Source organism: Allobosea sp. 47.2.35 (assembly GCF_024655635.1).
Lineage (GTDB): Bacteria > Pseudomonadota > Alphaproteobacteria > Rhizobiales > Beijerinckiaceae > Allobosea.
In genome coordinates this window covers 37,694-63,798 of the sequence record NZ_JANLGI010000020.1, presented here as the reverse complement: position 1 = coordinate 63,798, position 26,105 = coordinate 37,694, and the positions used below count along the sequence as shown (strand labels likewise).

Here is a 26,105-nt window from a genome sequence, read left to right as displayed (position 1 = left end):
CAAGCGCGGGGCCGCGTGACGGGGCCGCTCGCTGGCCTCGTGCTCACGTCTCCGTGAGCCTGTAACCGACGGCGCCTCCGTTGCGATCTCTCCGGCAAAGCCGCCCGCGCGGATTGCCGGAGAGACCCGATGCGCCACGAGACCATGTCCGCTTCCATTCCCTTGAACGCGGCTCCAGCGCAGCGTCTCACCGGCGCGGATATCATCGCCGAAGGCCTGGTGGCGGCACGCGCGACCCATGCCTTCGGTATTCCCGGGGGCGAGGTGCTCGCACTGGTCGATGCGCTGGAGCGGGCGGGCATCCGCTTCCTGCTCGCGAAGCACGAGAATGCCGCCGGCTTCATGGCCGAGGGGCTCTGGCACGTGACCGGCGCCCAGCCGGTGCTGGTGGCGACGCTCGGTCCCGGCGTCGCCAATGCGGTCACTGCCGTCGCCCATGCCAGCCAGGATCGCGTGCCGCTGATCTTTATCACGGGTTGCGTCGATCAGGCGCTGGCCGAAAGCTATACCCATCAGGTCTTCGACCATCAGGCCGTGCTGCGGCCATTGGTGAAGGCGAGCTTCCGGGCGTCGCCCGGCATGGAGGCGCTGGTCATCGCCAAGGCGGTCGCGCTCGCCCGGCGCGGCCGACCCGGCCCGGTCCATATCGACCTGCCGATCTCGGTGGCCGAGGCGCCGGCAGAGCGACAGGCATCCAGCCAACCTGTGCTTGCCGCACCGGTCGTGCCGGCTGATCTGGACCCCGCCACCAAGTTGCTGGCAGCGGCGCGCCGGCCGCTCATCATTGCCGGGCTCGACCTTGTGAATCAGGGCGGCGCTGCCGCGCTGGAGCGCTTCGTCGCCCGCACCGGCGCGCCGCTGCTCACCACCTACAAGGCCAAGGGGCTGCTGCCGGAAACCGATCCGCGCGTCATCGGCGGCATCGGCCTCTCGCCGAAGGCCGATGCTATCGTGATGCCCCTGATCGAGACCGCCGATTTGATCGTGCTCGCCGGCTACGATCCGATCGAGATGCGTCAGGGCTGGCGCCATCCCTGGCCGCAGGGCAAGCCGGTGATCGATATCGTTGCCGAAGCGATGCCGCACGGCATGCATTCCGCGACTCTCCTGCTCGAAGGCGATGTCGGCGCGATCCTGGCACGGCTCGCCGAGGCCTTGCCTGATCGGCCCTCCGCTTGGCCGGGCGGCGAGCCCGCAAAGATTCGGGCGGACTTCCGCGAGGCCTTCGCCGCGCCGGCCGAATGGGGGCCGCATGCCGTGTTCGAAACCCTGCGGGCTATGGCGCCGGCCGGCACGGTCGCGACCGCCGATTCCGGCGCGCATCGCATCCTGCTCAGCCAGATGTGGAATTGCGACGGGCCGCGGCAGCTGCTGCAATCGACCGGGCTCTGCACCATGGGCTGCGCGCTGCCGCTGGCGACCGGCGCCGCACTCGGGTCGGGCCGGCCGGTGCTCTGCTTCGTCGGCGATGCCGGGCTGGAGATGGTGCTGGGCGAACTCGCGCCTCTGCGCGATCTCGGGCTGCCCGTCGTGATCGTCACCCTCGTCGACGAGAGCCTCGGGCTGATCGCGCTGAAGCAGCGGCAGATGGGGCTGGCGCGGGCCGGCGTCGATTTCGGCGGCACTGATTTCGCGGCGGTCGCGCACGCCATGGGCGGCCATGGCGTGACGGTTGAGGATCGCGAGACGCTTGCGCGTGAAGCTGGGGCCGCCTTCCGGCGCGACGGCTTCAGCTTGCTGGCCTGCCGCATCGACGCGGCGAGCTACGAGGGGGCGTTCTGATGGCTGCGCTTGCCTCCGCGCCGGTGAAGCGTCCGCGCGACGAACGGCTCGATTTCTTCCGCGGCGTGACCATGCTGATCATCTTCGTCGCGCACCTGCCGGAGAACAGCTGGAATGCCTGGATTCCCGCGCGCTTCGGATTCTCGTCCGGTGCCGAGCTCTTTGTTTTCTGCTCGGGCATCGCCAGCGCGCTCGCCTTCGGCGGAGTCTTCGTCCGGCGCGGGCTCGCCATAGGCTCCGCGCGCATCGCCTACCGAATCTGGCAGGTCTACTGGGCGCAGGTCGCTCTCGTCCTCGGCCTGATCGCGCTCGCAGCTGCGCTCGATCGCATCTTCGGCCTGGCGGAGATCGCCCGGCAGTTCGCGCCATTGCTGTCCGATCCCGAGCAGGCGCTGTTCGGCCTGGTCACGCTGACCTGGCAGCCGGACTACCTCGACATCCTGCCGATGTATCTCGTCATCCTGGCGCTGGTGCCGGTGATGATGCTGGCGCGGCGCCTCCATGCCGCCTTGCCCTTCCTGATCGCGGTGGCGCTCTACGCGATGATCTGGGCCACCGGCTTCAATCTCTCCGGCAATCCCTGGAACGGCGCCGGCTGGTTCCTCAATCCCTTCGCCTGGCAGTTCATCTTCTTCATCGGCTTCTTCATCGGCATGGGATGGCTGCCGCTGCCCCGGCTTGGCGACCGCCGGTTGATGCTCGCTGCCGCAAGCTTCCTCCTGCTGTCGCTGCCGCTGTCCTTCTGGGGCATCCTCGAGCATTGGCCCTTCGCGCAGGCGGTGCGCGACCTGCTGATACCGGCCAGCGAGAAGACCGACCTGCATATCCTGCGCGTTCTGCATTTCCTTGCGCTTGCCTATCTCGTGCTCAGCCTGATCGAGCCTTGGCGGGACCGGCTCGACCGCGGCCTGGGCCATCTCCTCATCCTGATCGGGCGGCAATCGCTCGCCTGTTTCCTAGCGAGTGTCGTGCTGGCGCGTTTACTCGGCACGATCGCCGACATGGCCGGGCGCGGCGAGCTTCTGGTCGCGCTGCTCAATCTCGCTGGCTTCGCGCTGATCCTGGCGACCGCGCTCGTGGTCGGCTGGTTCAAGAGCGCGCCCTGGAGCGGCCCGGCGCCGAAGCCAGTCCCGGAGCAGCGGGGCGCACCGGTTGGTCCGGCGCTGACTACACGGGTCCGTGAAGCGAGTTGAACGCCGGTTGATCGCGTCGTTGCGAACTCCCTCACAAGCGCCCTTTCGCGGCGCGGCAATGGAGCAGCCCATGTCTTGTGCCACGCATTTCGATCTCTCCGGCGATCGCATCACCGTCTCAAACGATGCGGCCCGGCTTGCCTGGAACGATACGCTTGAGGCGCTGATGGCCCATGCCGCCGCGACGCCCGAGCATCTCGCCCGAACGCTCGCCGCCGACCCGGATTTCGCGCTGGCCTATGCCGCCAAGGGACTGATGCTGCTCTCGCTGGCGCGGGCCGAGCTGGCCGCTCCGGCGCGCGATTGCCTCGACAAGGCGCGGGCTTCTGCTGCCCAGCGGCCGGTGACGCGGCGCGAGGTCATGGTGATTGAGGCGCTGGCGCTCTGGCTCGACGATGCGCCGCGCCGGGTGGCTGAGCGGCTGGAGGCGATCCTGCTCGCCCATCCCTTCGACGTGCTGGCGCTCAAGCTCTCGCATGGCCTGCGCTTCATGCTCGGCGATCAAGCGCAGATGCTTGCGACCCTCAACCGCTTCGCGCCGGGCTTCGGCGAGAGCCATCCGCTCGCCGGCTTCGTCCATGGCTGCCATGCCTTCGCCCTGGAGGAGCGCGGCTTCTATGCGCAGGCCGAGCATGCCGGCCGCCGGGCGGTGGCCCTGAGTCCGCGCGACGCCTGGGGCCGCCACGCCGTCGCCCATGTGCTGGAGATGACCGGCAGGGTCGACGAGGGCATCGCCTGGCTGGGCGATGGTCGTCCTATCGCCCATGCCAACAACCTGCGCTTCCACATCTTCTGGCATCTCGCCCTGTTCCGGCTGGAGCGCGGCGACACCGACGAGGTGCTGCGGCTCTATGACGACGAGATCCGGGCCGAGCAGACCGACGATTACCGCGACATCGCCAATGGCGCCTCGCTGCTCGCCCGGCTCGACTATGCCGGCGTCGATGTCGGCGATCGCTGGGAGGAACTCGCTGCCAAGGCCGAGGGCCGCATCCATGACGGGCGCCTCGTCTTCGCCGACCTGCACTATGCCCTGTCTTTGCTCGGTGCCGGTCAGGCCGATGGAGCCGAGGCCATCGCCCGCGGCCTGATCGAGGATGCCAAGCTGCATCCCAGCAGCGAGCGGCGCGAGGCCGCCCGCAACGGGGCGCTCGCGGCCTTCGGGCTGATAGCGTTCCACGAGGGCGATCATGACGAAGCGGCCCGCCTGCTGGGCGCAGCGCGCAGCGGCCTGCTCGCGATCGGCGGCAGCCATGCCCAGCGCGACCTTTTCGAGCAGGCCTATGCCGAAAGCCTGATCCGCTCGGGCCAGCATGATCGCGCCGCGCAAATCCTCGGCGAACGGCTGACGCGGCGCGGCGGCGCGAACCTCTTCGCCGCTCGCCGGCTGGCGCAATTGCGCCATCGCGGCGCCGGGCGGCTTGCCGCGCTCGCCATCGCCTCCACCCCGCTCGCCATTGCTCATTGACGATAGAAAGGACTGAACACGCCATGACCACCGCGACCATGACCGGCAGTTTCGCGCTGCCCTCCACCCGAACGGTCGTCAATCTCGCGCTCGGCGGCTTTGCCGGGCTCGGCTTCTGGGAGTTGTTCTCGGCCGTGCCGACCGCCTGGTTCGCCGAGTATCCGCTCGAGCCGCCGGAGCTGGTGAAGTCGCTTTTCTTCCATCAGCTCGGTCTGATGATCTCGACGCCGACCGCCAAGCTGCTGCATTTCGTCACCGGCTTCCTGTTCTACCCGCTTGGCTATTGGGTCCTGACACGCTGGGTGAAGAGCTTCGGCATGCCGGCCGATGGCTGGATCTGGGGCGTGATCACCTATTTCATCGCACTCGCCTTCTTCGCGCCGCTGGCCGGGCAGCATTTCCTGCTGAACGACGTGCCGCGCCTCTCCGTCATGAGCCTCATTGGCCACGCGATCTACGGCTACCTCGCAGCCTATGTCTTCGAGGCGCTGGAAGCGCGGCGTGCCTGAGGGAGGTTGGTCATGCTGGACAGACGCGCCTTCATCGGCTGGGCAACAGCAATGCTGGCCACCGCCAGCCACGCCGGGGCCGACACGACCCGCCCGGTCAACACGCTGGGTTCGCCGGATGGCCTCGCGATCCGTGGCTACGATCCCGTCGCCTATTTCCGCGACGGGGGGCCGCGGCTCGGCAAGCCGGAATTCTCGGCCCGGCATGGTGGTGCCGTCTGGCGCTTCGTCAGCGCCGAGCACAAGACGCTGTTCGAGGCCGCCCCGGAGCGCTATCTGCCAGCTTATGGCGGCTTCTGCGCCTATGGCACCTCGCGTGGCTATCTCGTGAAGATCGAGCCGGAAGCCTGGTCGATCGTCGATGGCCGGCTCTATCTCAACTATGATCTTGGCGTGCGGAAGACTTGGCTCGGCCGGACGAAAACCTACATCGCCCGCGCCGATGGAACCTGGCCGCGATTGACCGAGAGAGATATCCGATAGGACGCGGGCAGGGTTGCACCCTGCCGTCAGGCGCGGCAAAGATAGGGCATGATCAGGATATCGATTGCCGCCAGCCTGGTTGCGGTTCTGGCCGCCGGCTGTGTCTCATCCCGCCCCCGGCCGGTTCCGCAGCCTGAGGCCGCGCCCGCCAAACATATCGTCCGTGACGGCGCGCAGCTCGTCCTGCCGGACGGCACGCGGGTTATGCCGGACTATTCCGGCGGCTTCACGCTGCCGAATGGAGACTATGTCAAGCGCGAGCGCGGCGCGCTGGTGCTGCCCACCGGCGCACGCTGCCAGCCGATCGCGAACGGCTACGCCTGCCCCTGACGGCTCTCGGGCGGCGTGCCCCTGGCGTCACGCCGCCTTCGAAGCCGACCGGGGCTTCTTCGAGGCGCCGGCATCGGAATCGCCGGATTCCTCAAGCACATGGTTGTGGCTGCGGAAGGCCCAGATTTCCTTGGCGGCTTCCCAGTGCTCGCGGTCGCGGCCCTCGGGCTGCCCGTCCTTGATCCAGAGATCATAGGCAATCTTCCGGATTTCGTGCTGGGTCTTGTCGTCCTGCTTCATGTCTCGCCTCCATGGTCGCTCCCCGGCGGCGCCGAGGAATCCTGGTTTCGGAGAGGGCGACGGCTAAGCCGTGCAGGACAACAACACCGCAGAGGCCGGGGCTGTTCCCGTCAAAGCTGGAAGTTCAGGCCTTGGCAGAAGCGGGCAAGCCGGGCGTTTCCGCGCTCGATTCCGCCGGGCGGCGCGCATAGCGCTGGGCAAGGACCGCGCAGGCGAAGAGCTGCGCCTGATGGAACAGCATCAGCGGCAGCACGATCAGGCCGAGCGCCTGGCCGGGGAACAGGATGTTCGCCATCGGGATGCCGCTCGCCATGCTCTTCTTCGAGCCGCAGAAGACGATGGCGATCTCGTCCTCTTTGGAGAAGCCGAGGCGGCGGCTGGCAAAGGTCGTGATCGCCAGCACGGCGGCAAGCAGGACGATGTCCAGTGCCATGATCAGGCCGAGATCGGCGAGCGTGACCTGAGACCAGATGCCGGCGACCATGCCCTCGCTGAAGGCGGCATAGACGACGAGCAGGATCGAACCGCGATCGACCAGCGAGATCGGCGCCTTGTGCCGTTGCAGGAACGGCCCGATCCAGCGGCGCAGCAATTGCCCGGCCAGGAAGGGCAGCAGCAATTGCAGGGCGATGCTCTCGACGGCGCGCGTGCTGAAGCCGCCGCCCTTCGAATCGAGCAGGAGCACGACGAGCAGCGGCGTCAGCACCATGCCGAAGAGATTGGAGACCGAGGCGCTGCACAGGGCAGCCGCGACATTACCCCGCGCTATCGAGGTGAAGGCGATCGAGGATTGCACGGTCGAGGGCAGGATGCAGACGAAGATCAGTCCGGCGATCAGCTCCGATGGCAGGACGCCGGCGAAGACGCGGGCGAGCAGCACGCCGAGCAGCGGGAACAGGACATAGGTGCTGGCGAAGACAAGCGATTGCAGGCGCCAGTGCAGCAGGCCTTCCCAGACCGCTGCTGGCGACAGCCGCGCGCCATAGAGGAAGAACAGCAGCGCGACGGCGATCGAGACTGCATCATTGGCGACCACCGCGCCGCTGCCATGGGCAGGGAAAACGGCCGCGATCGCGACCGTCGCCATCAGCGCGATCAGATAGGGGTCGATGCCGAAGCGGGCGAGGGTGCGGCGGAGCATCTGTGGTCCTTCCGAATGGGATGCCGCGTTGTAATCGCCTTCCGCTTCATTTTGATCCATGTTGTCTACTATATCGGATATCATGAATCATGATGATGTTCGATTCCGATCCGAAACCGCTCGATCCCGTCCTGCTGCAGAGCTTCCTCAAGGTCTGCGAGACGCTGAGCTTCACCGAGGCCGCACGCCAGCTCGGTTTGCGCCAGTCTTCGGTCAGCCAGCATGTCGCGCGGCTGGAGAAGCGACTGGGCCGGCGCCTGCTGGAGCGCGACACCCATGGCGTGCGCCCGACCCCGGACGCGGATGCAATCCTGCCCTTCGCGCGGCAGGCGCTGGAGGCGGGTCAGCGGATCGAGCGCTATCTCGCCGGTTCGACCCTGCGCGGGCGGCTCCGGCTCGGGGTCTCCGAGGATTTCGCCTATACGGCGCTGCCGGAGATCCTGGCCGCCTTCGCCATGCAGCACCATGCGGTCGACCTCGAACTGACGGTCGGCCTGAGCGGCCTGCTCTACGAGCAATATGACGCGGGCGAGCTCGACCTGATCTTCGCCAAGCGGCGCAAGGGCGACGAGCGCGGCGAGGTCGCCTGGCAGGAGCGCCTCGTCTGGGCGGGCCGGCCAGGCGCCAGGCTGGCGGAGCAACGGATCGTCCCGCTCGTGCTCTATCCGCCGCCGAGCATCACGCGCGTCCATGCGATCGAGACGCTGGAGCGGGCGGGCCGCGCCTGGCGCGTCGCCTGCACCAGCGGCAGCCTCGCGGGCCTGCGCGCGGCGACGGTGGCGGGCCTCGGCATCACCGCGCATTCCGCCCGCCTGATCCCGCAGGGCCTCGCCGAGGTCGAGCCGCGCGAGGCGCTGCCGCCGCTGGGCATGATCGAGTTCGTCGTCATCGGTGGCCAGTCACATCAGGCTGCGGCGCGGGCGCTTGCCGACGCTATCCTCGCCAGCGCAGGGCGGCTTATGCCGGGGGCACCCAGGCGCGGGCGCGGCTAGTCCCGCGCCAGAGCCGCGACCGGATCGAGCTTCGCGGCGTTCCGTGCCGGCAGGAAGCCGAAGGTCAGGCCGATCAGGGTCGAGCAGGCGATGGCGACGGCAAAAGCCTCGCCCGAATAGATGAACCGCATCTGCGAGCCCGACGCCTCGAAGCCGTAGCCGATGGCAAGCGCCAGCCCGATCCCGAGCGCGCCGCCGATGAAGCAGACCAGCGAGGCCTCGATCAGGAATTGCTGCATGATGTCGCTGCGCCGCGCGCCGACCGCCATGCGCAGGCCGATCTCGCCGGTGCGCTCGATCACCGAGACCAGCATGATGTTCATCACGCCGATGCCGCCGACCAGCAGCGAGATGACCGCGATCGAGGAGATCATCAGCGTCAGCGTCTGGGTCGTGGCGGTGATGGTGTTGCGGATCTCGTCCTGGTTGAAGATGAAGAAGTCCTTGGCGCGGTGGCGGTGGGTCAGGAGCTCCGTCACGGCCTCCTGCGCGGCCGCCATCGGCGTGTCGTCGTCGACGCGCAAGGTGATCGAGCGCAATGAGAGATCGCCGAGGAAACGGCCCTGCACCGAGGTATAGGGCATGAAGATCTGCGGGTTCTGGCTGCCGCCGAAGCCGCCCTGCTGCTGGCGCATCACACCCACGATGCGGCTGGGTACCGACCCGATCAGGAAGACCGTGCCGATCGGGTTGGCGGTGCCGTTCGGGAAGAGCGCGCCCAGCGTGTTCTCGTCGATGACGACGTCCTGCGACAGCGTGCGGATATCCTCGGCCGTGAAGAAGGAGCCGCGCGTCAGCACGCTGCCGCGTACGTCGAAATAGCGCTCGCTGACGCCGTTGACGAGCGCCGTCGCCTCGACATTGCCGAGCCGGATCGTCGCACTGGTCGAGACCGTCGGCGTCACGCTCGCGGCATAGGGCTGGGCGGCGAGGACCTGCGCATCGAGCACCGTCAGCGTCTTGACCCGGCCGGAGCGCGTATCGCCGAAGCCGGCGCCGGGGAAGATCTCCAGCGTGTTGGTGCCGAGGCCGGAGATGTTCTGGAGCACGTTCTGCTTGGCGCCTTCGCCGAGCGCGACGACGCTGACCACGGCGGCGATGCCGATGACGATGCCGAGCATGGTCAGGGTCGTGCGCAACTTGTGGGCGGCCATGGCGCGCACCGCCATGCCGAAGGCCTCCTTGAGACGGCCGAAACCGGCGCGCAGCAGTCCGGCTGGGGCCGGCACGGGGGAGGGCGGTGGCACGGCTTCCGAACGCGGAGCTGTGCGGCGATCGTCGATGATCCGGCCGTCGCTGAGCTCGATGATGCGATGGGCGCGCGCTGCGACATTCATGTCATGGGTGACGAGGATGACCGTGTGACCCTCCCGGTTCAGCTCCTCGATCAGCGCGAGCATCTCCTCGCCGCTCTTGCGGTCGAGCGCCCCGGTCGGCTCGTCGGCCAGGAGGACGCGGGCGCCGTTCATCAGGGCGCGCGCCACCGAGACGCGCTGCTGCTGGCCGCCGGAGAGTTCGGAGGGGCGGTGCGTCGCGCGTGATGCCAGCCCGAGCCGTTCCAGCAGCTTGGCGGCGCGGCTCTGGCGCGGGCCGGGCGGCACGCCGGCATAGATCGCGGGCACCTCGACATTGGCGAGCGCGGTCAGTTCCGAGAGCAGGTGATAGCGCTGGAAGACGAAGCCGAAATATTCGCGCCGGAGCCGGGCCAATTCGTCCGGGTCGAGGTCGCGGGTCGGCCGGCCGTCGATCTCGTAACTGCCGCCGGTCGGGCGATCGAGGCAGCCGACGATGTTCATCAGCGTCGACTTGCCCGAACCTGACTGGCCGACGATCGCGACCATCTCGCCGGCCTCGATGACGAGATCGGCACCATCGAGCGCCGCGACCGCGGCCTCGCCTTCGCCGAAATCGCGCCGGACGCCGGCGAGGCGGATGAGCGGCTTGCCCATCGCGCGCGCCTCAGAAGCCAAAGGGCGAGCGCCGGGCACGCGTCGGGCGCGTCGCATCCGGGCCGCCGCTGCTGCGGGTGGTGACGACGCGCTCGCCGGCCTTCAGGCCGGAGGTGATCTCGACCACGATCTTGTTGTCGAGCCCGGTCGTGACCTTGCGCTGCTCGGGCTTGCCGTCAGGGCCGAGCACATCGACGAAGCTGTTGGGGCCGCGGCGCCGCACGGCGGTCGATGGGACAGTGAGGACATTCTGCGCCCGCCCGACGATGACGGTGACCTGCGCCGTCATTGAGGTCAGCAATCGCCCTTCCGGGTTCGGCACCTCGAACAGCGCGTTGTAGTAGACGGCGCTGGTGCTGGATGCGGAGGACGAGCTGCTCGCGCTCGACGAGGAGGTCGTGTTCTGCGTCTTCAACGTGTCGGGCGCCGGCTCGACATAGGAGATCTTGCCGGGGAAACGCCGCTCCGGGGCGCCGAGCACGCTGAAATAGACCTCCTGCCCGGCCTTGACCCGGAGCACGTCGGCTTCCGATATCTTGGCCTTGACCGTCATGGTCGAGACGTCGCCGAGCACCACGACCGTCGGCGCGGATTGCACCGCATTCACCGTCTGGCCTTCCTGCGCGACGATGGCGAGCACGGTGCCAGGGCTCGGCGCGGTGATGCGGGTATAGCCGAGCTTGGCACGGGCATCCTCGACCTTGACCTGGCTCGAGACGATCTGCGCATCGAGCGACTCAATCTGGGCGCGTGTCGTGCTCACCGTCATCTCGGCATTCTCGAAGGCGTCGCGCGAGACGGCGTTCTGGCCGACCATCTGCTTCTGGCGGGCGAGCACCGCCTGGGCATAGGCGAGGCTGGCACTGCGCTCGGCGCGCTGGGCCTTGAGCGCGGCGAGATCGGCCTCGGCCGAACGGAGCGCATTCTGCTGGGTGATGCCGTCGATCTCGGCGATCAGGTCGCCCGTCGCGACATTGTCGCCGAGCTTGACCTTGAGCGAGACGATGCGGCCGGTCGCCTGCGCGCCGACACTGACCTGCCGGACCGGCTCCAGCGCGCCGGAGGCGAGCACGGCTTCCTCGACATTGCCCATCACCGCCTCGGCGCTGGGCAGGCTGACAGTCTCGGCCGGCGAGGGTTGGCGGGCCTGCCAGACATAGTAGCCGCCGGCAGCCGCGAGGATGAGGACGGGGAGAAGAAGGCGGCGCAGCCTCATGGTTGCGGCTCCTCGACGGGAAGAATGCGCAGGCGCGGACCGGTCTCGGCGTCGACGACGGCCGGAGCCGAGACATTGACGGGCCGGAGCCAGCCGCCGCCCAGCGCCTTGTTGAGCGCGATGAAGCTCGTCGCGAGCGCGACCCGGCTCTGGATCAGCGATTCCTCGGATGCGTAGAGCGTGCGCTGGGCTTCGAGGACATCGAGGAAGCTCGCCGTGCCCGCCGTATAAAGCGCGCGGGAAAGCCGCGCGGCTTCGCCCGAAGCGCGGGCGGCCTCGGTCAGGCTGCCGAGCCTGATTCGCTGCTGCCGCAGGCCGACGAGATTGTCCTCAACATCCTGCAATGCGGTCAGCACGGCGAGCTTGAGCGCCGCATCCTGCTGGTCGCGCCGCGCGCGGGCCGCATCCAACGCCGCCGCCAGCTCGCCGCCATTGAAGATGGGCACGCTGACGCTCGGGCCGATCGACCAGCCGATGGCGCTGTTCTTTGCGAGGTCGCCGAGCTTCAGCGCCGAGGTCGAGATGTTGCCGGTCAGCGAAACCGAGGGGTAGCGATTGGCTTCCGCCTGGCCGATCCGGGCCGTCGCCTGCGCGAGCTGGCGCTCGGCCGAGCGGACATCGGGGCGGCGGCGCAGCACGTCAGCCGGGATGCCGGCGCGCGGTGGGGCGGGTGTACCGGGAACCGCTGCCGTGCGCCCGAAATAGCCGGCCATCGCGGCCGGCGGGCGGCCGGTCAGCACGGCGAGCCTGTGCTGGCTCTGGGCGAGCGAGGCTTCGAGCGCGGGAATCTGCGCTTCGGTGCTGGCCGCTTGCGCTGTGGCGCGGGCGGTGTCGATGGCAGAGATGTCGCCAGCCTGGAAGCGGGTGCGGGTCAGCGCCTCGGTCTCGCGCTGGGTCTTGGCCGTGCTGCGGGCAAGGACGATCCGCGCCTGCAGGCCGCGCGCCTCGACATAGGTCGAGGCGACATCGCCGATCAGCGTCAGCATAACCGTGTCGAGATCGTCGAAGGCGGCGTCCGTGCCATAGGTCGCGGCCTCCACGGCGCGGTCGCGCGCCCCGAACAGGTCGAGTTCCCAGGAGGCGTCGAAGCCGGCGCGGAAGCTGTTGCGCGTCACCGTCGACGAGCGCGAGCGCGTGGCGGAGGCGCCGCCATCGACTTGCGGGAAGAGCGCACCGACCGCCTGCTCGCGGGAGGCACGGGCCTCGCGGATACGGGCCTTGGCCTGTGCGACGTCGAGATTGCCGGCGATGGCCTGATCGATCAGCGCGTTCAGCGTCGGGTCGCGAAAGCCACGCCACCATTCGCTCGGTCTGGGCGAGGTCTTGCCGCCGGGCGCCGTGTTCCAGCGCTGCGGCAGGTCGAGTGCGGGCGGCGCATAGTCCGGCCCCACGGCGCAGGCACCGAGGCTCAACGCCAGCAGGGACAGAAGGGGAATGCGAATCATCGCGGCCAGAATGCCGGGAAAACCCGGAGCCGCCAGCTTTCCACCCAGTCCATGCGCAATATTTCGTCCCTATGGCATTCCTGCCAGCAGGATAACCGGTCAGCCTGTCCGGCGCATTGCGGCTAGATGACCATCCTGTGAGACAGGGTCTTGACGGTCATGTAATGCGCCAAGCCCTCGGCGCCACCCTCGCGTCCGTAGCCGCTGTCCTTGACGCCGCCGAAGGGCACCTCGGCGACAGAGGCCTCCAGCGTGTTGATCGAGACATTGCCGGCCTCGATGCCATCAGCGAGCTGATCGGCCCGCGCTGCAGAGTGCGTGAAGCCATAGGCCGCGAGGCCGAAGGGCAGGGAATTGGCCTTCTCGATGGCTTCCTCGACCGTGCGGACGGGGTTGATGATCGCCATCGGGCCGAAGGGCTCCTCGCGGAGCGCGCGGGCATCGTCAGGCAATTCGGTGAGAACCGTGGGCGGGAAGAAATAGCCGCGATTGCCCAGGCGCTCGCCGCCGGTCAGCACACGCCCGCCACGGGCGCGGGCATCAGCCGTCAGCGCTTCCAGAGCTTCGATGCGGCGATGGTTCGCGACCGGGCCCATCTCGGTCCCGGCATCGAGGCCGTTGCCGACTTTCGTGGCCTGCGCCTTTTCCACAAAGGCCTTGGTGAAGCGCTCGTAGATATCCTGCTGCACGAAGAAGCGCGTCGGCGAGGTGCAGACCTGCCCGGCATTGCGGACCTTGCGGGTAGCGGAGAGATGGGCTGCGGCGATGGGGTCGACATCGTCGCAGACGATGACCGGGGCATGGCCGCCGAGCTCCATCAGCACCGGCGTCATATGGCGCGCGGCGAGCTCCGAGAGATGCTTGCCGACCGCGGTCGAGCCGGTGAAGGCGACGAGCCGGGTCTGCGTCTGTGGGATGAGATAGCCCGAAATCTTGGCGGGAACGCCGAAGACGAGGTTGAACACGCCGGGCGGCACGCCGGCATCATGCAGGGCCCGCGCGATGTGGAGGGCGCCGGCCGGGGTCTCCTCGGCCGCCTTGATGATGATCGAGCAGCCGGCGGCGAGCGCGCCCGCGATCTTGCGGCAGGGCTGGCTCATCGGGAAATTCCACGGCGAGAAGGCCGCGACCGTACCGACCGGCTGGTGCATCACGACATAGCGGATGCCGGGCTCGCTCGGGATGACGCGGCCATAGGCGCGCTGGCCCTCGGCCGCATCCCATTCGAAGAACTCGCAGCCCCGGACCACTTCGAGCCGCGCCTGCGCCAGCGGCTTGCCGTGCTCCAGCGTGATCGCATAGGCGATCTCCTCGACGCGCTCGCGCATCAGCGCGGCCGCCTTCAGCATGATCTCGGCACGCACGCGCGGGGCTATGCGGCTCCAGACCCGGAAGCCTTCGGCGGCGGCCGTCAGCGCATCGTCGAGGTCGGATTGGGCGGCGAGCGGCACCGCACCGATGATGCTTTCATCGGCCGGATTGAGAACGGGCAGCTCCTCCGCCGTCTTCCGCCAGGCGCCGCCGATATAGAGCTTGAGATCGGGATAGGTCGTCATGGAAGCCTCGGCTGGCGATGCGTTCAGCAGTCTTTGCGCGGCGTTCCCGCCGGTCTCGATGGGGACCATAAGTGGCGGGTCATTCTGTGATCCAGTCGGCTAAATCAGATAAATTCAGACTGTTATGGTTATGAATGGCGCGGGCTGGCCTTCTGGCGTCATTCCGGACAAGCCGCAAAGCGACGCCGATCCGGAATTCACCCAAGAGCGCGGCGCCCAGTCGTGGATTCCGGGTCTTCGCTACGCTGCGCCCGGAATGACAGGAAAAGGTCAGCGCACCAGCGTGCGCACGCGGTTCTCGATCACCCTGACTAGCCCGAGCGCCGTCATCTCCGAGGATTTCGGATTCGTGGCGAGCGGGCGGTTCTCGATGGCGATGTCGAGCTTGCCGAAGGCGCCGCGCGCGCTGAGTTGGTGGCCATTGCCGCCGGCGGCGGGGTCGGCGACGAGTTCGACGCGGGTGCGGTCGAGACCGATGCCGGCCAGCGCCGAAATCACCGCGACATTGGCGTTCTGTGGGAAGCGCGAGGCGGCTTCGCGGGCAGTGCCGGAGAAGAAGGCGGTCGCCTTGGTGATCTCGTCGAGCGCGATCAGGTTCTCGGCCGAGGTGCCGCGCCAGGCGGCCGGCGGCTTGACGATGCGGTGGACGACCTCGTCGAGCGGCAGCAGGGAGGCGGCCGCGATGCCGTCGATCCCGGCGAGCGCGCCGGGCGGGATCAGGAGTTGGCTGCCGCTGCTTTCGGCGGCAGCGATCAGGCGGGCGAGCAAGGCGTCGTCACAGAAGGCACTGGTCGAGGCGACGGCGAAAGCGGGCGCGGCTCCAAGCGCCGCCTCACCCCAGATGCCGACCGCTTCGCGCCCCGCCGCTTCGACGACGAGATCGAGGTCGAGCCCGGTGAGTTCGTCGGGTGTCGTGATGAGGTTCGCGCCGCTGGGGATACCTCCGGCCGTGGCCGCGTTGCGGACGGCGACAGCAGCGATGGCGATATCGCCCTTGCTTCGCTCCGCCAGCAGCTCCGCGACGCGGCGGTTGATGGCGCCCCAGCCGATCAGGGCGAGGCGCAGCGGCTTGCGAGATTGCGTCATGAGCCCTCCGCCGTGCTCAAGGCAAGATCGAGCAACGCGCCGCCGTTCAGGCCTTCCAGCATGCTGAAATGGTGGCCGGAGCAGATCAGGGGGGCCGGCCCTTGCCATGTCGCGGCGAGCGCGGCCGACTGCGCCTTGAAGGCGTCGCTCTCGCCCTCGCCGACCGCGAAGGCGATCCGCGTGGATTGCGGGCGTGGCTGGGCGATGGGGCTGAGCCGTGTGGCGCGAGCGGCATCGTCGAGGCCGAGCAAGCGGCCCAGCGGCAGGTGGCCGAGCGGCTTCAGATCGTAGAGACCGGAAAGCAGCAGCGCCGAGGCGATCGGCGGCGCATCCGGCGCGCAGAGCACCATGGCGGCGAGATGCCCGCCGGCGGAATGGCCGGAGACATGCAGGCTGTCGGCGTCGAGTCCGAGCGCATCGGCCTCGCGGACGAGAAAGTTCAGGGCAGCGACGCTCTGGGCGATGCCCGTTTCCAGCGGTGTATCTGGCGCGAGCCCGTAATTGGGCATGGCGACGGCATAGCCGGAATCGAGCAGTCCTTGCGCGAACTGGGCATGCTGGACCTTGTCCGAGGCCTGCCAGTAGCCGCCATGGATGAAGACGAAGATCGGCGCCCGGGTTTCGCCAGCCGGGCGGTAGAGGTCGAGCCGTTCGAAGCGGCCGGGGCCATAGGCGAGATCGGCGGCGCCATGGCGGGCGCGGAAGGCCTCGCCGTCTCGGCTCCATTGCCGGAACAGCGCCTTCATATCGGCCTGCAGGCGCGGGCTGTATTGCCGGCCGAGTTCGCGCAAGCTGTAGCCGTCGACCAGCGTATCGGGCAGCGGCTGTGCCGCGGCATGGCGGGCGCGGATGGTCAGGCCGGGCTCGCTCCTTGGCGCCAAGCGGATCGACGGGCGGAAGCCGGCGAAGGTTTCGCGATAGGCCAGCTCGACGGAATGGCGGGAAAGGTGGAAGGCCTCGGGCCGGTCGGTTTCCCAGAGCATCTCGCGCAGGTGATGCGGGCCGCAGCCGGCGGCGATGAGCCCGGCGAGGATGTCGCCCAGCGCATCGCGCAGGGCCTCGACCGGGTCGCTCTCTGCGCTGTGTGCGACGATTACGGAAAGGTCTTCAGACGCCGACATAGCGATGCACCAGTTCCGCATTGGCGGCGAGGTCGGTGCTCGAGCCCGACCAGACCGTGCGGCCCTTCTCGATGATGTAGTGCCGGTCGGCGATGCGCTTCAGCACGTTGATGTTCTTGTCGATCAGCAGGATCGACTGCCCTTGAGCCTTCAGCGCCTCGATGCAGCCCCAGATCTCGGCGCGGATGACGGGGGCGAGGCCTTCGGTCGCCTCGTCGAGGATGAGGAGCTTGGGATTGGTCATCAGGGCACGGCCGACCGCGAGCATCTGCTGCTCGCCGCCCGAGAGCGTGCGGGCGGACTGGCCGGCGCGTTCCTGCAGGCGCGGGAACAGGGTGTAGACACGTTCCAGCGTCCAGGGCGAGGAGCGCTTCAGGCGGTTCGAGGCGGTGGCGACGAGGTTCTCGCGGACGGAGAGCGTCGGGAAGACCTGCCGGCCTTCCGGCACGAGGCCGATGCCGCAGCGGGCGATCTTCTCGGGCGCGATGCCCCGGACGTCCTGGCTCTCGAAGCGGATATCGCCGCCCTTGGGCGCGAGCAGCCCCATGATCGAGCGCACGGTCGTGGTCTTGCCCATGCCGTTGCGGCCGAGCAGGGTCACGACCTCGCCCTCGGCGATGTCGAGCGCGACATCGAACAGGACCTGGCTCCGGCCATAGGCGGATTGCAGGTTGCGCACGCTCAGCATCAGGCGTCTCCCTCGCCGAGATAGGCGGTGCGGACCTCCGGATTGTCGCGGATCTCCTCGGCGGCGCCGGTGGCGATGACGCGGCCATAGACCAGCACGGAGATGCGGTCCGCCAAGGCGAAGACGGCCTCCATATCGTGCTCGACCAGCAGCATGGTGACGCGGCCCTTGAGCGCAGAGAGCATCGCGACCATCTGCTCGCTCTCAGCATGGCCGAGCCCCGCCATCGGCTCGTCGAGCAGGAGGAGGCGCGGCTCGCAGGCGAGTGCGATCGCGAATTCGAGCTGCTTCTGCTCGCCATGGGAGAGGTCGGCGACCTTGATCTCGGCGCGCTGACTCAGGCCCGCGGTGGCGAGATGCTGGCGGGCGCGGCTGCGCAAGGCCTCGTCGCGGCGCGCATTGCCGAGCAAGCGGAAGCTGTGGCCGTCATGGGCCTGCACGGCGAGCGCGACATTGTCGAGCATCGTGAAGTCTGGCAGGAGCTGGGTGATCTGGAAGGTGCGGGCAAGGCCGCGCCGGACGCGCTGGGCAGTCGTCAGCGCGCCGATATCCTCGCCCAACAGCGTGATCGCGCCGTCGTCATGGGAGAGTTCGCCGAAGAGCTGGGTCAGCAGCGTGGTCTTGCCGGCGCCGTTGGGGCCGATCAGCGCGTGGATCTCGCCATCGCGCACGTCGAGATCGACGCCGTCGGTTGCGACCAGCCCACCGAAGCGCTTGCGCAGGCCGCGCACCGAGAGGAGCGTTCCGGTCATGGCGCGCTCCTGCCGAGGCCGAGGCGAGCGAGCAGGCCGTTGAGCCCGCCTTGCGTGAAGAGCACGACGAGGAGCAGGATCGGGCCGAGCACGAGCTGCCAATGCTCGGTCCAGCTCGTCAGCACGGTCTCGAGGATGACGAGGGCGGCGGCGCCGAGCAGCGGGCCGAGCAGGGTGCCGACGCCGCCGAGGATGACCATGATCATTAGCTCGCCGGATTTGGTCCAGTGCAGCATGTCGGGGCTGACGAAGCGCAGATAGTTGGCCATCAGCGCGCCGGCGAGGCCCGCGCCCATGCCGGAGATGACGAAGGCGGCGAGCTTGTAGCGATAGGGAGCGATGCCGATCGCCGCCATGCGCCGCTCGTTCTGGCGGATGCCGGCGAGCACCATGCCGAAGCGCGAGCCGACGATGCGCCAGAGCGCCAGGAAGACCAGCGCGGCGATGGCGAGGCAGATGAAATAGAAGGTCACGTCGTCGCGGGTGTTGAGGTCGAACAGCGCATTGCGGCGGCGGATCGTCATGCCGTCATCGCCGCCATAGGCCTTGAGCGAGACGAAGAGGAAGAACAGCATCTGCGCGAAGGCGAGCGTGATCATGATGAACTGCACGCCGCTGGTGCGGAGTGACAGCGCGCCGATGATGCAGGCGAAGAGGCCGGCGACGAGGATCGCAGCGGGCAAGGTGATGAGGAGCTGGTCCGTGCCGGGGATGAAACCGAGGAAGAGCGCGTCGTCGGCGAAGGTCCGGTAGAGGATGCCGACGGCATAGCCGCCGATGCCGAAGAACGCCGCGTGGCCGAACGAGACCATGCCGCCAAAGCCGAGCGCGAGGTTCAGGCTGGCAGCGGCGATGGCGTAGATCAGGACGCGTGTCGCCAGGGGTACCAGCGCCGGCTGGCCGAGTGCCTTGACGATGAAGGGCAGGGCGATCAGCGCGATGGCGAGGGCCAACAGCGCGAGGATGCGGCCCAGCGCGGGCGCGGAAGCCTCCGTGTGAGTGATGGCGTTCTCAGACATGGGCGGGGAACAGTCCCTTGGGCCGCACCAGCAGCACGATCGCCATCAGCAGATAGATTCCCATCGAGGCAAGACCGGCGCCGAGCGCATCGGCTTCCGAACCGGTCATCACCTGCCGCAGCAGGCCGGGCATGAAGGCCCGCAAGCTCGTGTCGACGAGGCCGACGAGCAGCGCGCCGAAGAAGGCGCCGCGGATCGAGCCGACGCCGCCGATCACCACCACGACGAAGGTCATGATCAGGATCTGCTCGCCCATGCCGACCTGCACGGCGAGGATCGGCCCGGCCATCAGCCCGGCGAGGCCGGCGAGCAGGGCGCCGAGCCCGAAGACGGCGGTGTAGAGCAGGCGGATGTCGACGCCGAGCGCACGCACCATCTCGCGATGGGTGGCGCCGGCCCGCACCAGCATGCCGACGCGGGTGCGGTTGATCAGGAGATATAGCCCGAGTGCGACCAGGAGGCCGACCGCGATGATCGCGAGGCGATAGACGGGATAGGTCAGTCCGGGCAGGAGCTGCACCGAGCCGTTCAGCGCCGAGGGAACCGAGACGAAGAGCGGCTGGCGGCCGAAGAGCAGCGTCACGCTCTGGTTGAAGATCAGGATCAGCGCGAAGGTCGCCAGCACCTGGTCGAGATGGTCCCGCGCATAAAGTCTTCGCAGCACGACGAGTTCCATCACCATGCCGATGAAGGCGGCAGCGGCAAGGCCCGCCAGCACGGCGATGAGGAAGGAGCCGGTCTGTGCCGCGGCGAAGGCGGCGGCATAGGCGCCAACCATGTAGAGCGAGCCATGGGCGAGGTTGATCACGCCCATGATGCCGAAGATCAGCGTCAGCCCGGCCGCGAGCAGGAACAGCATCACGCCGAACTGCAGGCCGTTGAGCAATTGTTCGAGAACGAGCGTCATCACTGCCAAATCCGGACAGGCGGCAGAGGCGTGTAATCCTCCGCCGCCGTTCCGATACGAGAGTTGCGTGAACGGCTAGGCCGGCCGGTTCAGAGCTTGCAGTCCTTGGCGTAGACGTCGCCATGGTTGCTCAGCACCTTGGTGCCGGTGGTCTTGAGTATCGGCGTGCCGTCGGCGCCCTTCTCGACCTTGAGCGCGTACCAATCCTGCACCGGGTGCTGGTTCGGACCGAACTTGAAGGCGCCGCGGACCGACTGGAAATCGGCCTTGGCCATCGCCGTGCGCAGCGCCGGCACGTCGGTCTTGCCGCCGGTCGCCTTCAGGGCAGACGCGATGGCGAGCGCGGCGTCGTAGCCCTGGCTGGCATAATAGGTCGGGGCGCGACTATAGGCCTTGGTCCAGGCCTCCATGAACTTCTTGTTGGCCGCGTTGTCGAAGTCGGAATTCCAGTGCGCGGTGACGCTGAGGCCGAGCGCGGATTCGCCGACCGCCTTCAGCGTGGTGGCGTCGAGCGAGGGCTCGGCCAGCACCATCGGCGTCTTACCGAGCAGGCCGGCCTGCTGGTACTGGCGCAGGAAGGCGATGCCGAGGCCGCCGGGATGGAACTGGAAGACGACGTCGGGATTGGCGGCGCGAATCTGCGCCATCTCGGGGGCGAAGTCGGTCTGGTCGAGGCGGGTATAGACCTCGCCGGCGATCTCGCCCTTGAACATCCGCTTGAAGCCGGTCAACGCGTCCTTGCCGGCCTGGTAGTTCGGGGCGAGGATAAAGGCCTTCTTGTAGCCGAGATTGGTGGCGTATTGGCCTGCGCTCTCGTGCAGGCTGTCGTTCTGCCAGGAGACGACGAAATAGTTGGCGTTGCACTCCTTGCCGGCGAAGTTCGAGGGCGCGGCATTGGGGCTGACATAGAGCGCGCCGGAATCGACGATATCCGGCACGGTCGCGCCGGCGACGTTCGAGAAGACGATGCCGGTCAGGATCTTGATGCCGTCGGTCTTCAGCATCTTCTCGGCGATCTGCTTGCCCTGGCCGGGCTTGAGCGCATCGTCCTCGACGACGAGCTCGACCGGCACGCCGCCGAGCTTACCGCCTTCCAGGTCGATGGCGAGCTTGAACGCGTCGCGGATGTCCTGGCCGAGATAGCCGCCGGGCCCCGAGAGCGTGGTGATCATGCCGATCTTGACCGGCTGCTGGGCCAGCGCCGTGGAGGCAGCCAGCGTCGTCGCGATGCCGAAAAGCAATCCGCGCAGTTTCATCATGGACTCCAGTCGTTCCGTTTTGCCTCTGAGATGGTTCGACGCGGCGTTTCTGCGCCGCCGCGCTTAGGCTTGTTCCCGTGCAACATCACCGCGCCCCGGCCGGGACGCAAGGCGCCACTGCCCGTTATCCAAGCACGGACTCCCCCTGTGCGGGGAGCCCGTCTTTCGGTGCGGCAGCGTCAGAGCGCGACCCAGCCGGCCGGCGGCTTGCGGCCGGGATGGAGCGCGCCGCAATGCTTGCAGGTGCGGGCCTTCTCGTCCGAGAAGAAGGCTTCGTAGAGCGGCGGCAGGTCCTTCACGAGGTCCCCGACCGTGACCTCGATGCGGTGCACGAGGCCCTGGCATTCGAAGCAGTACCATTCGAAGCCGTCGACCTGGCCGGCATGGCGCGCCGGCTCGACCACGAGCCCGATCGAGCCTTCCTGTGGGCGCTGCGGGGAATGGCGCACATGCGGCGGCAGCAGGAAGACGTCGCCCTCGCGGATCGTCACGTCGTAATGCTTCCCGTTGTCGACCAGCTTCAGCATCATGTCGCCCTTGAGCTGGTAGAAGAACTCCTCCACCGGGTCGTCATGATAGTCGGCGCGCTGGTTCGGGCCGCCGACGACCATCACGGTCATCTGGCCGTCGGAGAACACCTTCTTGTTGCCGACCGGCGGCTTGAGCAGGTGCTCGTTCTCTGCGATCCATTTCTTGAAGTTGAAGGCCTTGAGCCGTCCTTCGGTCGCCATGGTTCCCACTCCCGTCCTCGTTCGTGATCTCGATCAGCCTGCCTTGGCGAGCGGCGCCTTGCCCAGGCCGCAGGCTTCGAAGGCGGCGCGCGTCGCGGCCTTCTCGGCCTCGGTCAGCTCCAGCATCGGCGCTCGCACGCGCCCGCCGACCTGCCCGAGCAGCTCCTGCCAGTATTTCTGGTGCGCATGCGGCTTCTCGGAGGGCCTCGTGCCACGCAGGGCCTCGCGCGCCGGGTTCAGGCTGTCGCGGAGGGTGCGGGCCTTCTCGGCCTCGCCGCGGAAGGCGAGATCGGTATACTCGCGCATGCGCCGATCGTTCGCCGTCTGGATCAGGTAAGGCGGCGAGGAGCAGAGATAGAGCTGCCAGCCGAGCTCGAGGATGTTGTCGAGCCATTCCTCCTCGGATGCCGTGCTGACCAAGATGCGGTCGCCGGCCAGCCGGGTCAGCTCCGCATACATCGGGCGGGGCACGCTGTACTTGATCGCGACGACGTTCTCGATATCGGCGAGCCGGTTGCAGAGCTGCGGGCTCATCAGATAGCCGGAATCCGGGTGGCTCCAGAGCGCGATGCCGATATCGACCGTCTCGGCGATGGTCCGGTAGTACTCGTAAAGCGTCTCGTCCTGCTCCTTGAAGAAATGCAGGATCGGCGCGTGCACGACGATGTAGTCAGCGCCGACCTTCTGGGCATGCTTCGCCAGATCGATGACGACGTCCATGTTCTGATCGGAGCAGGACATGATGGTCTGGCCGCGGCCGGCCGAGGCCTCGACCGCCAGCTCGAAATTGCGCTTGCGCTCCTCGATCGACATCGAGAAGAACTCGCCCTGCTTGCCAGCGATGAACAGGCCGTCGATCTTGAGGTCGTCGAGCCAGTGGCGGATGTTCTGCCTGAAGCCGTCCTCGTCGATCGCGAGCGTATCGGTGAAGGGCGTGAGCGCGGCCGCCCAGATGCCCTTCATATGGGCGCGGGCATAGGCCTTGGCGTCCTTCTTGGCGTATTTCATCAGGCCGGCTCCCGCATTCCGGAGCGGCTCGGGCGCAAGCGGCTTTCGTGAGACGCACCCTTTGCACGCCATCATCCGAAATACCCTTGCCCGACACCCTCTCCCAGGCAGCCCGGCATGCATGCCGGGCGATGAGGGATGATGGCATGAGAGCCGGGGTATACGGCAACTCGTAACATTCGTATGAATTCGGAAGCTATCCTTATAAATCGGGAAACCCATGGCGATCACGCTGCGCCAGATCCAGGCCTTCCTGGCCGTGACCGAGCAGGGCACCTTCACCAAGGCGGCCGAGCGCCTGAACATGGCGCAGCCGGCCCTGTCCCAGCTGGTGCGCGATCTGGAGCGCGAACTCGGCATCCGCGTGCTCGATCGCACGACGCGCCGGGTCGAGCTGACCGAAGGCGGGCGCGAGTTCCACGGTGCCGCGCTGAAGATCGTGCAGGACCTGGACACGGCCGTGCTGAACGCCAACGGTCTGGCAGAGCGGCGGCGCGGGCGCATCGTGGTCGCGGTGCCGCCGCTGCTGGCAGCGGTTATCATGCCGCCGACGATCGTGGCCTTGCAGCAGAAATACCCCGGCCTGCAGGTCGCGATCATCGATGCGCGCAATGACCTCGTCGTCGAGGCCGTGCGCTTCGGCAAGGCCGATTGCGGCGTCGGAACCTTCCCGGCGCTCGACGACACGATCGAGCGCACCACGCTCGCCCGCGACAGCCTGATGCTGTTCTGCGGGCGGGGCAGCCGTTTCGCCGCGCAGGATTCGGTGGCCTGGCGGGACCTTGCCGACGAGCCGCTGGTGACGTTGACCCGCGACAGCGGCATCCGTCTGCTCGCCGAGGTCGGCTACGAGACCGCCGAGATCACGCTGAAGCCGGCCTACGAGGTGACGCAGATCACGACCGCGCTGGCGCTGGTCGAGGCCGGGCTCGGCATCGCCGTGCTGCCGACCTATGCGCGGGCGGTGGCGCCGAAGTCGGTGCTGGTGCGGCCGCTGACCGAGCCATCGATCGCGCGGGATATCGTGATGATTCGCCCCGGCGGCCGCTCGGCCTCGCCGGCGCTCTCGGCCTTCGAGGCGTTGCTGCGCCGCTTCGTGCGCCAACTCGCGCCGAGCGAGGCGGATTGAGAGGGGCCCGAAAAGCAAAAAGGCCGCCCGGTGAGGCGGCCTTTCGTCCCTGTATTGCAAGGGCATCAAATGGTGGGCGCGACAGGGATCGAACCTGTGACCCCTACGATGTCAACGTAGTGCTCTCCCGCTGAGCTACGCGCCCGTCGCCGCCGTGAGGTGGCTTCCGGAAGCGTGTCCGGGCCGTGTGGGCCGCGTTCACGCTGCGAGGTGAGGGGGCTATAGCGGCTCGCTTCGCGGGTGGCAAGGCGTTTGCCGCATAAATTCTCAAGGGGCTGTTGGCATCCGCACTCGCGCGATGCCAACAGCCCCTCAGGCCGCCAGCAGCTTCTCGACTTCGTTGACCAGCTCGCGCAGGTGGAAGGGCTTGGAGAGCACCTTCGCATCCTTCGGCGTCTGCGAATCGGGGTTCAGCGCCACGGCGGCAAAGCCGGTGATGAACATCACCTTGATGTCGGGGTCGAGCTCGGTGGCGCGGCGCGCCAGCTCGATGCCGTCCATCTCAGGCATGACGATATCTGTCAGCAGGAGCTCGAAAGGCTCCTCGCGCAGGCGGTTATAGGCCGACAGGCCGTTATCGAAGGAGGCGACGTCATAGCCCGCGTTCTGCAGGGCCTTGACCAGGAAGCGACGCATATCGTTGTCGTCTTCGGCGAGCAGTATCTTCGTCATGGGCCTGATCTGTTCGTCCCTGAGGCCTGTGTTTCTATAGCGTCTGGCGCCCCGGCCAAGGCCGGGTCTGGAACGGTTGGGTACTCACCCGGCCGCACAGTTGGAACCATGTCTCTCCATAAGGCAACATCATGGTAAACAAGGCGTGAATCCGACGCCGAATTTCCGCAGGTTTGCGACATCGCTTCAACCGCCCCGGTTTGTGTGCTTCAGTCATCGCGAGATGAGCCTGTCCTCCACCCCTTTCCCGCCTGCGCCGGACGACGTCGTCGCCGAGATCGAGCGGCCGTTCAGCCTGTACCAGCCGGCCTTGCAGGTCGTGCCGGTGGTGGTCGACGTGCCGCATGCCGGGCGCCGCTATCCGCGCGGCTTCGTCGAGGCGGCGCGCCTGCCCTTGCGCAGTCTCAGGCGCTCCGAGGACGCCTATGTCGACCGGCTTTTCGCGCAGAGCGTCTCGCTCGGCGCGCCGCTGCTCGTGGCAGAGTTCCCGCGCGCCTATCTCGACGTCAATCGCGAGCCCTACGAGCTCGATCCGCGCATGTTCGAGGGGAGAGTGCCGCCCTTCGCCAATACGCGCTCGATGCGGGTCGCGGGCGGGCTCGGCACGATTCCGCGCATCGTCGGCGACGGGCAGGAGATCTATTTCGGGCGGATTCCGGTCCAGGAGGGGCTCGCCCGCATCGACGGGCTCTACCGGCCCTATCATGCCGGCCTGCGCAGCCTCGTCCAGCGGACGCAAGGCGTTTTCGGCACCTGCATCCTCGTCGATGCGCATTCGATGCCCTCGGCCGGGCTCGACCGCGACGGGCTGGCGAAATCCGACATCATCCTGGGCGACCGCTTCGGCACCAGCGCCTCCGGCTACATCATCGACATCGCCGAGCAGGCCTTCACGCGGCTGGGCTTCAGCGTGACCCGCAACCGGCCCTATGCCGGCGGCTTCATCACCGAGCATTACGGAGCGCCGGCTGCCGGCGTGCATGCGTTGCAGATCGAGGTGAACCGCGCGCTCTACATGAACGAGGCGACGCTGGAGCCGCATGCCGGCTTCGGCGAAGTCGAGCAGGCGATGGCGGCGGTGATGGCGGATTGCTTCGCGCGCTGGAGCGGCTGGCTCGATGAATGGCGCGAGGCGGCCGAATAGCAGCGGCGTCGGAGGGGATATCCAAGAAAAAAGGGCCGCACACTTGCGTGGCGGCCCAAGTCTAGGGAGGAAACGCCCAAGGAGGGCAATGAAGGTTTGAGGTCATCTCCCCTTCGCAGTGCACAATATGAGGGTGCGCTGCAAAACGCAAGCAAAATCAGCGTAATCAACGGCGCTATGCGGTGTGTGCATGGCGCTGTAACGAAAAGCCGGGGTTTTTCGGATATTTCCGCGCCCGAGCCTCGGCTTCAGTGGTCTATCCGCGGAGTTGATGCTGCAAAGCAG

Annotated in this window: 25 protein-coding genes and 1 tRNA gene; 9 read left to right on the top strand and 17 right to left on the bottom strand. The window is 67.7% G+C overall.

Features of this window, described 5'->3' with window-relative positions; all coding sequences use genetic code 11:
• The first annotated feature begins 129 nt into the window (after positions 1-129).
• The 6 genes from NUV79_RS21040 (at position 130) to NUV79_RS21015 (ending at position 5,765) form a co-directional block, all read left to right on the top strand.
• A complete protein-coding gene (locus tag NUV79_RS21040; protein WP_257735024.1) occupies positions 130-1,782 on the top strand; it encodes a thiamine pyrophosphate-binding protein in 1,653 nt (550 codons plus the stop codon).
• Positions 1,782-2,975, top strand: a complete 1,194-nt coding sequence (locus NUV79_RS21035; protein ID WP_257735023.1) for an OpgC family protein — start codon at positions 1,782-1,784, stop codon at positions 2,973-2,975. The genes NUV79_RS21040 and NUV79_RS21035 overlap by 1 nt, the downstream gene beginning before the upstream one ends.
• Positions 2,976-3,045: 70 nt before the next feature.
• Positions 3,046-4,443, top strand: coding sequence for a tetratricopeptide repeat protein (locus tag NUV79_RS21030; RefSeq protein WP_257735022.1), 1,398 nt, complete (start codon positions 3,046-3,048; stop codon positions 4,441-4,443).
• Positions 4,444-4,466: 23 nt separating this feature from the next.
• Positions 4,467-4,952, top strand: coding sequence for a hypothetical protein (locus NUV79_RS21025; protein WP_257735021.1), 486 nt, complete (start codon positions 4,467-4,469; stop codon positions 4,950-4,952).
• 12 nt (positions 4,953-4,964) lie between these two features.
• Positions 4,965-5,435, top strand: a complete 471-nt coding sequence (locus tag NUV79_RS21020) for a YHS domain-containing (seleno)protein (protein WP_257735020.1) — start codon at positions 4,965-4,967, stop codon at positions 5,433-5,435.
• 48 nt (positions 5,436-5,483) lie between these two features.
• Positions 5,484-5,765 carry a hypothetical protein gene (locus NUV79_RS21015; protein ID WP_257735019.1) on the top strand — a complete coding sequence of 94 codons (282 nt, stop codon included), beginning with the start codon at positions 5,484-5,486 and terminating at the stop codon, positions 5,763-5,765.
• A 27-nt stretch (positions 5,766-5,792) separates the two neighbouring features.
• Here NUV79_RS21015 and NUV79_RS21010 read toward each other — a convergent pair whose 3' ends face one another.
• Both NUV79_RS21010 and NUV79_RS21005 read right to left on the bottom strand, forming a co-directional pair.
• On the bottom strand, positions 5,793-6,005 hold the full coding sequence (locus NUV79_RS21010) for a DUF2934 domain-containing protein (protein WP_257735018.1): 213 nt from the start codon (positions 6,003-6,005) through the stop codon (positions 5,793-5,795).
• Between the two features lie 124 nt (positions 6,006-6,129).
• Positions 6,130-7,146, bottom strand: coding sequence for a bile acid:sodium symporter family protein (locus NUV79_RS21005; RefSeq protein WP_257735017.1), 1,017 nt, complete (start codon positions 7,144-7,146; stop codon positions 6,130-6,132).
• Positions 7,147-7,235: 89 nt separating this feature from the next.
• Between NUV79_RS21005 and NUV79_RS21000 the strand changes: the two genes are divergently transcribed.
• Positions 7,236-8,138, top strand: a complete 903-nt coding sequence (locus NUV79_RS21000) for a LysR family transcriptional regulator (protein ID WP_257735016.1) — start codon at positions 7,236-7,238, stop codon at positions 8,136-8,138.
• Here NUV79_RS21000 and NUV79_RS20995 read toward each other — a convergent pair.
• From NUV79_RS20995 to NUV79_RS20935, 13 genes are all read right to left on the bottom strand, one after another.
• Positions 8,135-10,087: a MacB family efflux pump subunit gene (locus tag NUV79_RS20995; RefSeq protein ID WP_257735015.1), complete on the bottom strand. Its 1,953-nt coding sequence runs from the start codon at positions 10,085-10,087 to the stop codon at positions 8,135-8,137. The two genes, NUV79_RS21000 and NUV79_RS20995, sit on opposite strands and share 4 nt — an antisense overlap.
• Before the next feature lie 10 nt (positions 10,088-10,097).
• Positions 10,098-11,303 carry an efflux RND transporter periplasmic adaptor subunit gene (locus NUV79_RS20990; protein WP_257735014.1) on the bottom strand — a complete coding sequence of 402 codons (1,206 nt, stop codon included), beginning with the start codon at positions 11,301-11,303 and terminating at the stop codon, positions 10,098-10,100.
• A complete protein-coding gene (locus tag NUV79_RS20985) occupies positions 11,300-12,748 on the bottom strand; it encodes an efflux transporter outer membrane subunit (protein ID WP_257735013.1) in 1,449 nt (482 codons plus the stop codon). The genes NUV79_RS20990 and NUV79_RS20985 overlap by 4 nt, the downstream gene beginning before the upstream one ends.
• A 122-nt stretch (positions 12,749-12,870) precedes the next feature.
• Positions 12,871-14,304 (bottom strand): NAD-dependent succinate-semialdehyde dehydrogenase, encoded by a 1,434-nt coding sequence (locus NUV79_RS20980; RefSeq protein WP_257735012.1) that lies wholly within the window; start codon positions 14,302-14,304, stop codon positions 12,871-12,873.
• Positions 14,305-14,574: 270 nt separating this feature from the next.
• Positions 14,575-15,390 (bottom strand): aspartate dehydrogenase, encoded by an 816-nt coding sequence (locus tag NUV79_RS20975; protein ID WP_257735011.1) that lies wholly within the window; start codon positions 15,388-15,390, stop codon positions 14,575-14,577.
• Positions 15,387-16,511 carry an alpha/beta hydrolase gene (locus tag NUV79_RS20970; RefSeq protein ID WP_257735010.1) on the bottom strand — a complete coding sequence of 375 codons (1,125 nt, stop codon included), beginning with the start codon at positions 16,509-16,511 and terminating at the stop codon, positions 15,387-15,389. The genes NUV79_RS20975 and NUV79_RS20970 overlap by 4 nt, the downstream gene beginning before the upstream one ends.
• A complete protein-coding gene (locus tag NUV79_RS20965) occupies positions 16,498-17,199 on the bottom strand; it encodes an ABC transporter ATP-binding protein (RefSeq protein WP_257735009.1) in 702 nt (233 codons plus the stop codon). Before NUV79_RS20965 ends, NUV79_RS20970 begins: the two co-directional genes overlap by 14 nt.
• On the bottom strand, positions 17,199-17,951 hold the full coding sequence (locus NUV79_RS20960; RefSeq protein ID WP_257735008.1) for an ABC transporter ATP-binding protein: 753 nt from the start codon (positions 17,949-17,951) through the stop codon (positions 17,199-17,201). The genes NUV79_RS20965 and NUV79_RS20960 overlap by 1 nt, the downstream gene beginning before the upstream one ends.
• On the bottom strand, positions 17,948-18,970 hold the full coding sequence (locus NUV79_RS20955; protein ID WP_257735007.1) for a branched-chain amino acid ABC transporter permease: 1,023 nt from the start codon (positions 18,968-18,970) through the stop codon (positions 17,948-17,950). Before NUV79_RS20955 ends, NUV79_RS20960 begins: the two co-directional genes overlap by 4 nt.
• The gene (locus NUV79_RS20950; protein WP_257735006.1) at positions 18,963-19,877 is read right to left on the bottom strand and encodes a branched-chain amino acid ABC transporter permease; all 915 of its coding nucleotides are present in this window, start codon (positions 19,875-19,877) and stop codon (positions 18,963-18,965) included. Before NUV79_RS20950 ends, NUV79_RS20955 begins: the two co-directional genes overlap by 8 nt.
• A gap of 89 nt (positions 19,878-19,966) precedes the next feature.
• Positions 19,967-21,133, bottom strand: coding sequence for an ABC transporter substrate-binding protein (locus NUV79_RS20945; RefSeq protein WP_257735005.1), 1,167 nt, complete (start codon positions 21,131-21,133; stop codon positions 19,967-19,969).
• Positions 21,134-21,315: 182 nt separating this feature from the next.
• Positions 21,316-21,867 carry a 3-hydroxyanthranilate 3,4-dioxygenase gene (locus NUV79_RS20940; protein WP_257735004.1) on the bottom strand — a complete coding sequence of 184 codons (552 nt, stop codon included), beginning with the start codon at positions 21,865-21,867 and terminating at the stop codon, positions 21,316-21,318.
• Between the two features lie 33 nt (positions 21,868-21,900).
• A complete protein-coding gene (locus NUV79_RS20935) occupies positions 21,901-22,875 on the bottom strand; it encodes a dihydrodipicolinate synthase family protein (RefSeq protein ID WP_257735003.1) in 975 nt (324 codons plus the stop codon).
• 220 nt (positions 22,876-23,095) lie between these two features.
• On the opposite strand from NUV79_RS20935, the gene NUV79_RS20930 reads away from it, so the two are divergent.
• Positions 23,096-24,004: a LysR family transcriptional regulator gene (locus NUV79_RS20930; RefSeq protein ID WP_257735002.1), complete on the top strand. Its 909-nt coding sequence runs from the start codon at positions 23,096-23,098 to the stop codon at positions 24,002-24,004.
• 70 nt (positions 24,005-24,074) lie between these two features.
• Here the strand turns inward: NUV79_RS20930 and NUV79_RS20925 are convergent.
• Together NUV79_RS20925 and cpdR are read right to left on the bottom strand one after the other, a co-directional pair.
• Positions 24,075-24,149: transfer RNA gene (locus NUV79_RS20925), tRNA-Val, on the bottom strand.
• Positions 24,150-24,316: 167 nt separating this feature from the next.
• On the bottom strand, positions 24,317-24,676 hold the full coding sequence (cpdR, locus tag NUV79_RS20920; RefSeq protein WP_038363805.1) for a cell cycle two-component system response regulator CpdR: 360 nt from the start codon (positions 24,674-24,676) through the stop codon (positions 24,317-24,319).
• 223 nt (positions 24,677-24,899) lie between these two features.
• Here cpdR and NUV79_RS20915 point away from each other — a divergent pair, with 223 nt between their 5' ends.
• Entirely contained in the window at positions 24,900-25,820 is a 921-nt protein-coding gene (locus NUV79_RS20915) for an N-formylglutamate amidohydrolase (protein ID WP_257735001.1), read from the top strand.
• Positions 25,821-26,105 lie beyond the last annotated feature (285 nt).

Bases quoted from the DNA above. Each gene is read 5' to 3' on its own strand.
- NUV79_RS20945 (WP_257735005.1), bottom strand. From the start codon at position 21,133: ATGAAACTGCGCGGATTGCTTTTCGGCATCGCGACGACGCTGGCTGCC.
- NUV79_RS21025 (WP_257735021.1), top strand. From the start codon at position 4,467: ATGACCACCGCGACCATGACCGGCAGTTTCGCGCTGCCCTCCACCCGA.
- NUV79_RS20980 (WP_257735012.1), bottom strand. From the start codon at position 14,304: ATGACGACCTATCCCGATCTCAAGCTCTATATCGGCGGCGCCTGGCGG.
- NUV79_RS20955 (WP_257735007.1), bottom strand. From the start codon at position 18,970: ATGTCTGAGAACGCCATCACTCACACGGAGGCTTCCGCGCCCGCGCTG.
- NUV79_RS20975 (WP_257735011.1), bottom strand. From the start codon at position 15,390: ATGACGCAATCTCGCAAGCCGCTGCGCCTCGCCCTGATCGGCTGGGGC.
- NUV79_RS20985 (WP_257735013.1), bottom strand. From the start codon at position 12,748: ATGATTCGCATTCCCCTTCTGTCCCTGCTGGCGTTGAGCCTCGGTGCC.
- NUV79_RS21005 (WP_257735017.1), bottom strand. From the start codon at position 7,146: ATGCTCCGCCGCACCCTCGCCCGCTTCGGCATCGACCCCTATCTGATC.
- NUV79_RS20950 (WP_257735006.1), bottom strand. From the start codon at position 19,877: ATGACGCTCGTTCTCGAACAATTGCTCAACGGCCTGCAGTTCGGCGTG.
- NUV79_RS20930 (WP_257735002.1), top strand. From the start codon at position 23,096: ATGGCGATCACGCTGCGCCAGATCCAGGCCTTCCTGGCCGTGACCGAG.
- NUV79_RS21010 (WP_257735018.1), bottom strand. From the start codon at position 6,005: ATGAAGCAGGACGACAAGACCCAGCACGAAATCCGGAAGATTGCCTAT.
- NUV79_RS20935 (WP_257735003.1), bottom strand. From the start codon at position 22,875: ATGAAATACGCCAAGAAGGACGCCAAGGCCTATGCCCGCGCCCATATG.
- NUV79_RS21020 (WP_257735020.1), top strand. From the start codon at position 4,965: ATGCTGGACAGACGCGCCTTCATCGGCTGGGCAACAGCAATGCTGGCC.
- NUV79_RS20995 (WP_257735015.1), bottom strand. From the start codon at position 10,087: ATGGGCAAGCCGCTCATCCGCCTCGCCGGCGTCCGGCGCGATTTCGGC.
- NUV79_RS20990 (WP_257735014.1), bottom strand. From the start codon at position 11,303: ATGAGGCTGCGCCGCCTTCTTCTCCCCGTCCTCATCCTCGCGGCTGCC.
- NUV79_RS20970 (WP_257735010.1), bottom strand. From the start codon at position 16,511: ATGTCGGCGTCTGAAGACCTTTCCGTAATCGTCGCACACAGCGCAGAG.
- NUV79_RS21035 (WP_257735023.1), top strand. From the start codon at position 1,782: ATGGCTGCGCTTGCCTCCGCGCCGGTGAAGCGTCCGCGCGACGAACGG.
- NUV79_RS21015 (WP_257735019.1), top strand. From the start codon at position 5,484: ATGATCAGGATATCGATTGCCGCCAGCCTGGTTGCGGTTCTGGCCGCC.
- NUV79_RS20940 (WP_257735004.1), bottom strand. From the start codon at position 21,867: ATGGCGACCGAAGGACGGCTCAAGGCCTTCAACTTCAAGAAATGGATC.
- NUV79_RS20915 (WP_257735001.1), top strand. From the start codon at position 24,900: ATGAGCCTGTCCTCCACCCCTTTCCCGCCTGCGCCGGACGACGTCGTC.
- NUV79_RS21030 (WP_257735022.1), top strand. From the start codon at position 3,046: ATGTCTTGTGCCACGCATTTCGATCTCTCCGGCGATCGCATCACCGTC.
- NUV79_RS20960 (WP_257735008.1), bottom strand. From the start codon at position 17,951: ATGACCGGAACGCTCCTCTCGGTGCGCGGCCTGCGCAAGCGCTTCGGT.
- NUV79_RS21000 (WP_257735016.1), top strand. From the start codon at position 7,236: ATGATGATGTTCGATTCCGATCCGAAACCGCTCGATCCCGTCCTGCTG.
- cpdR (WP_038363805.1), bottom strand. From the start codon at position 24,676: ATGACGAAGATACTGCTCGCCGAAGACGACAACGATATGCGTCGCTTC.
- NUV79_RS21040 (WP_257735024.1), top strand. From the start codon at position 130: ATGCGCCACGAGACCATGTCCGCTTCCATTCCCTTGAACGCGGCTCCA.
- NUV79_RS20965 (WP_257735009.1), bottom strand. From the start codon at position 17,199: ATGCTGAGCGTGCGCAACCTGCAATCCGCCTATGGCCGGAGCCAGGTC.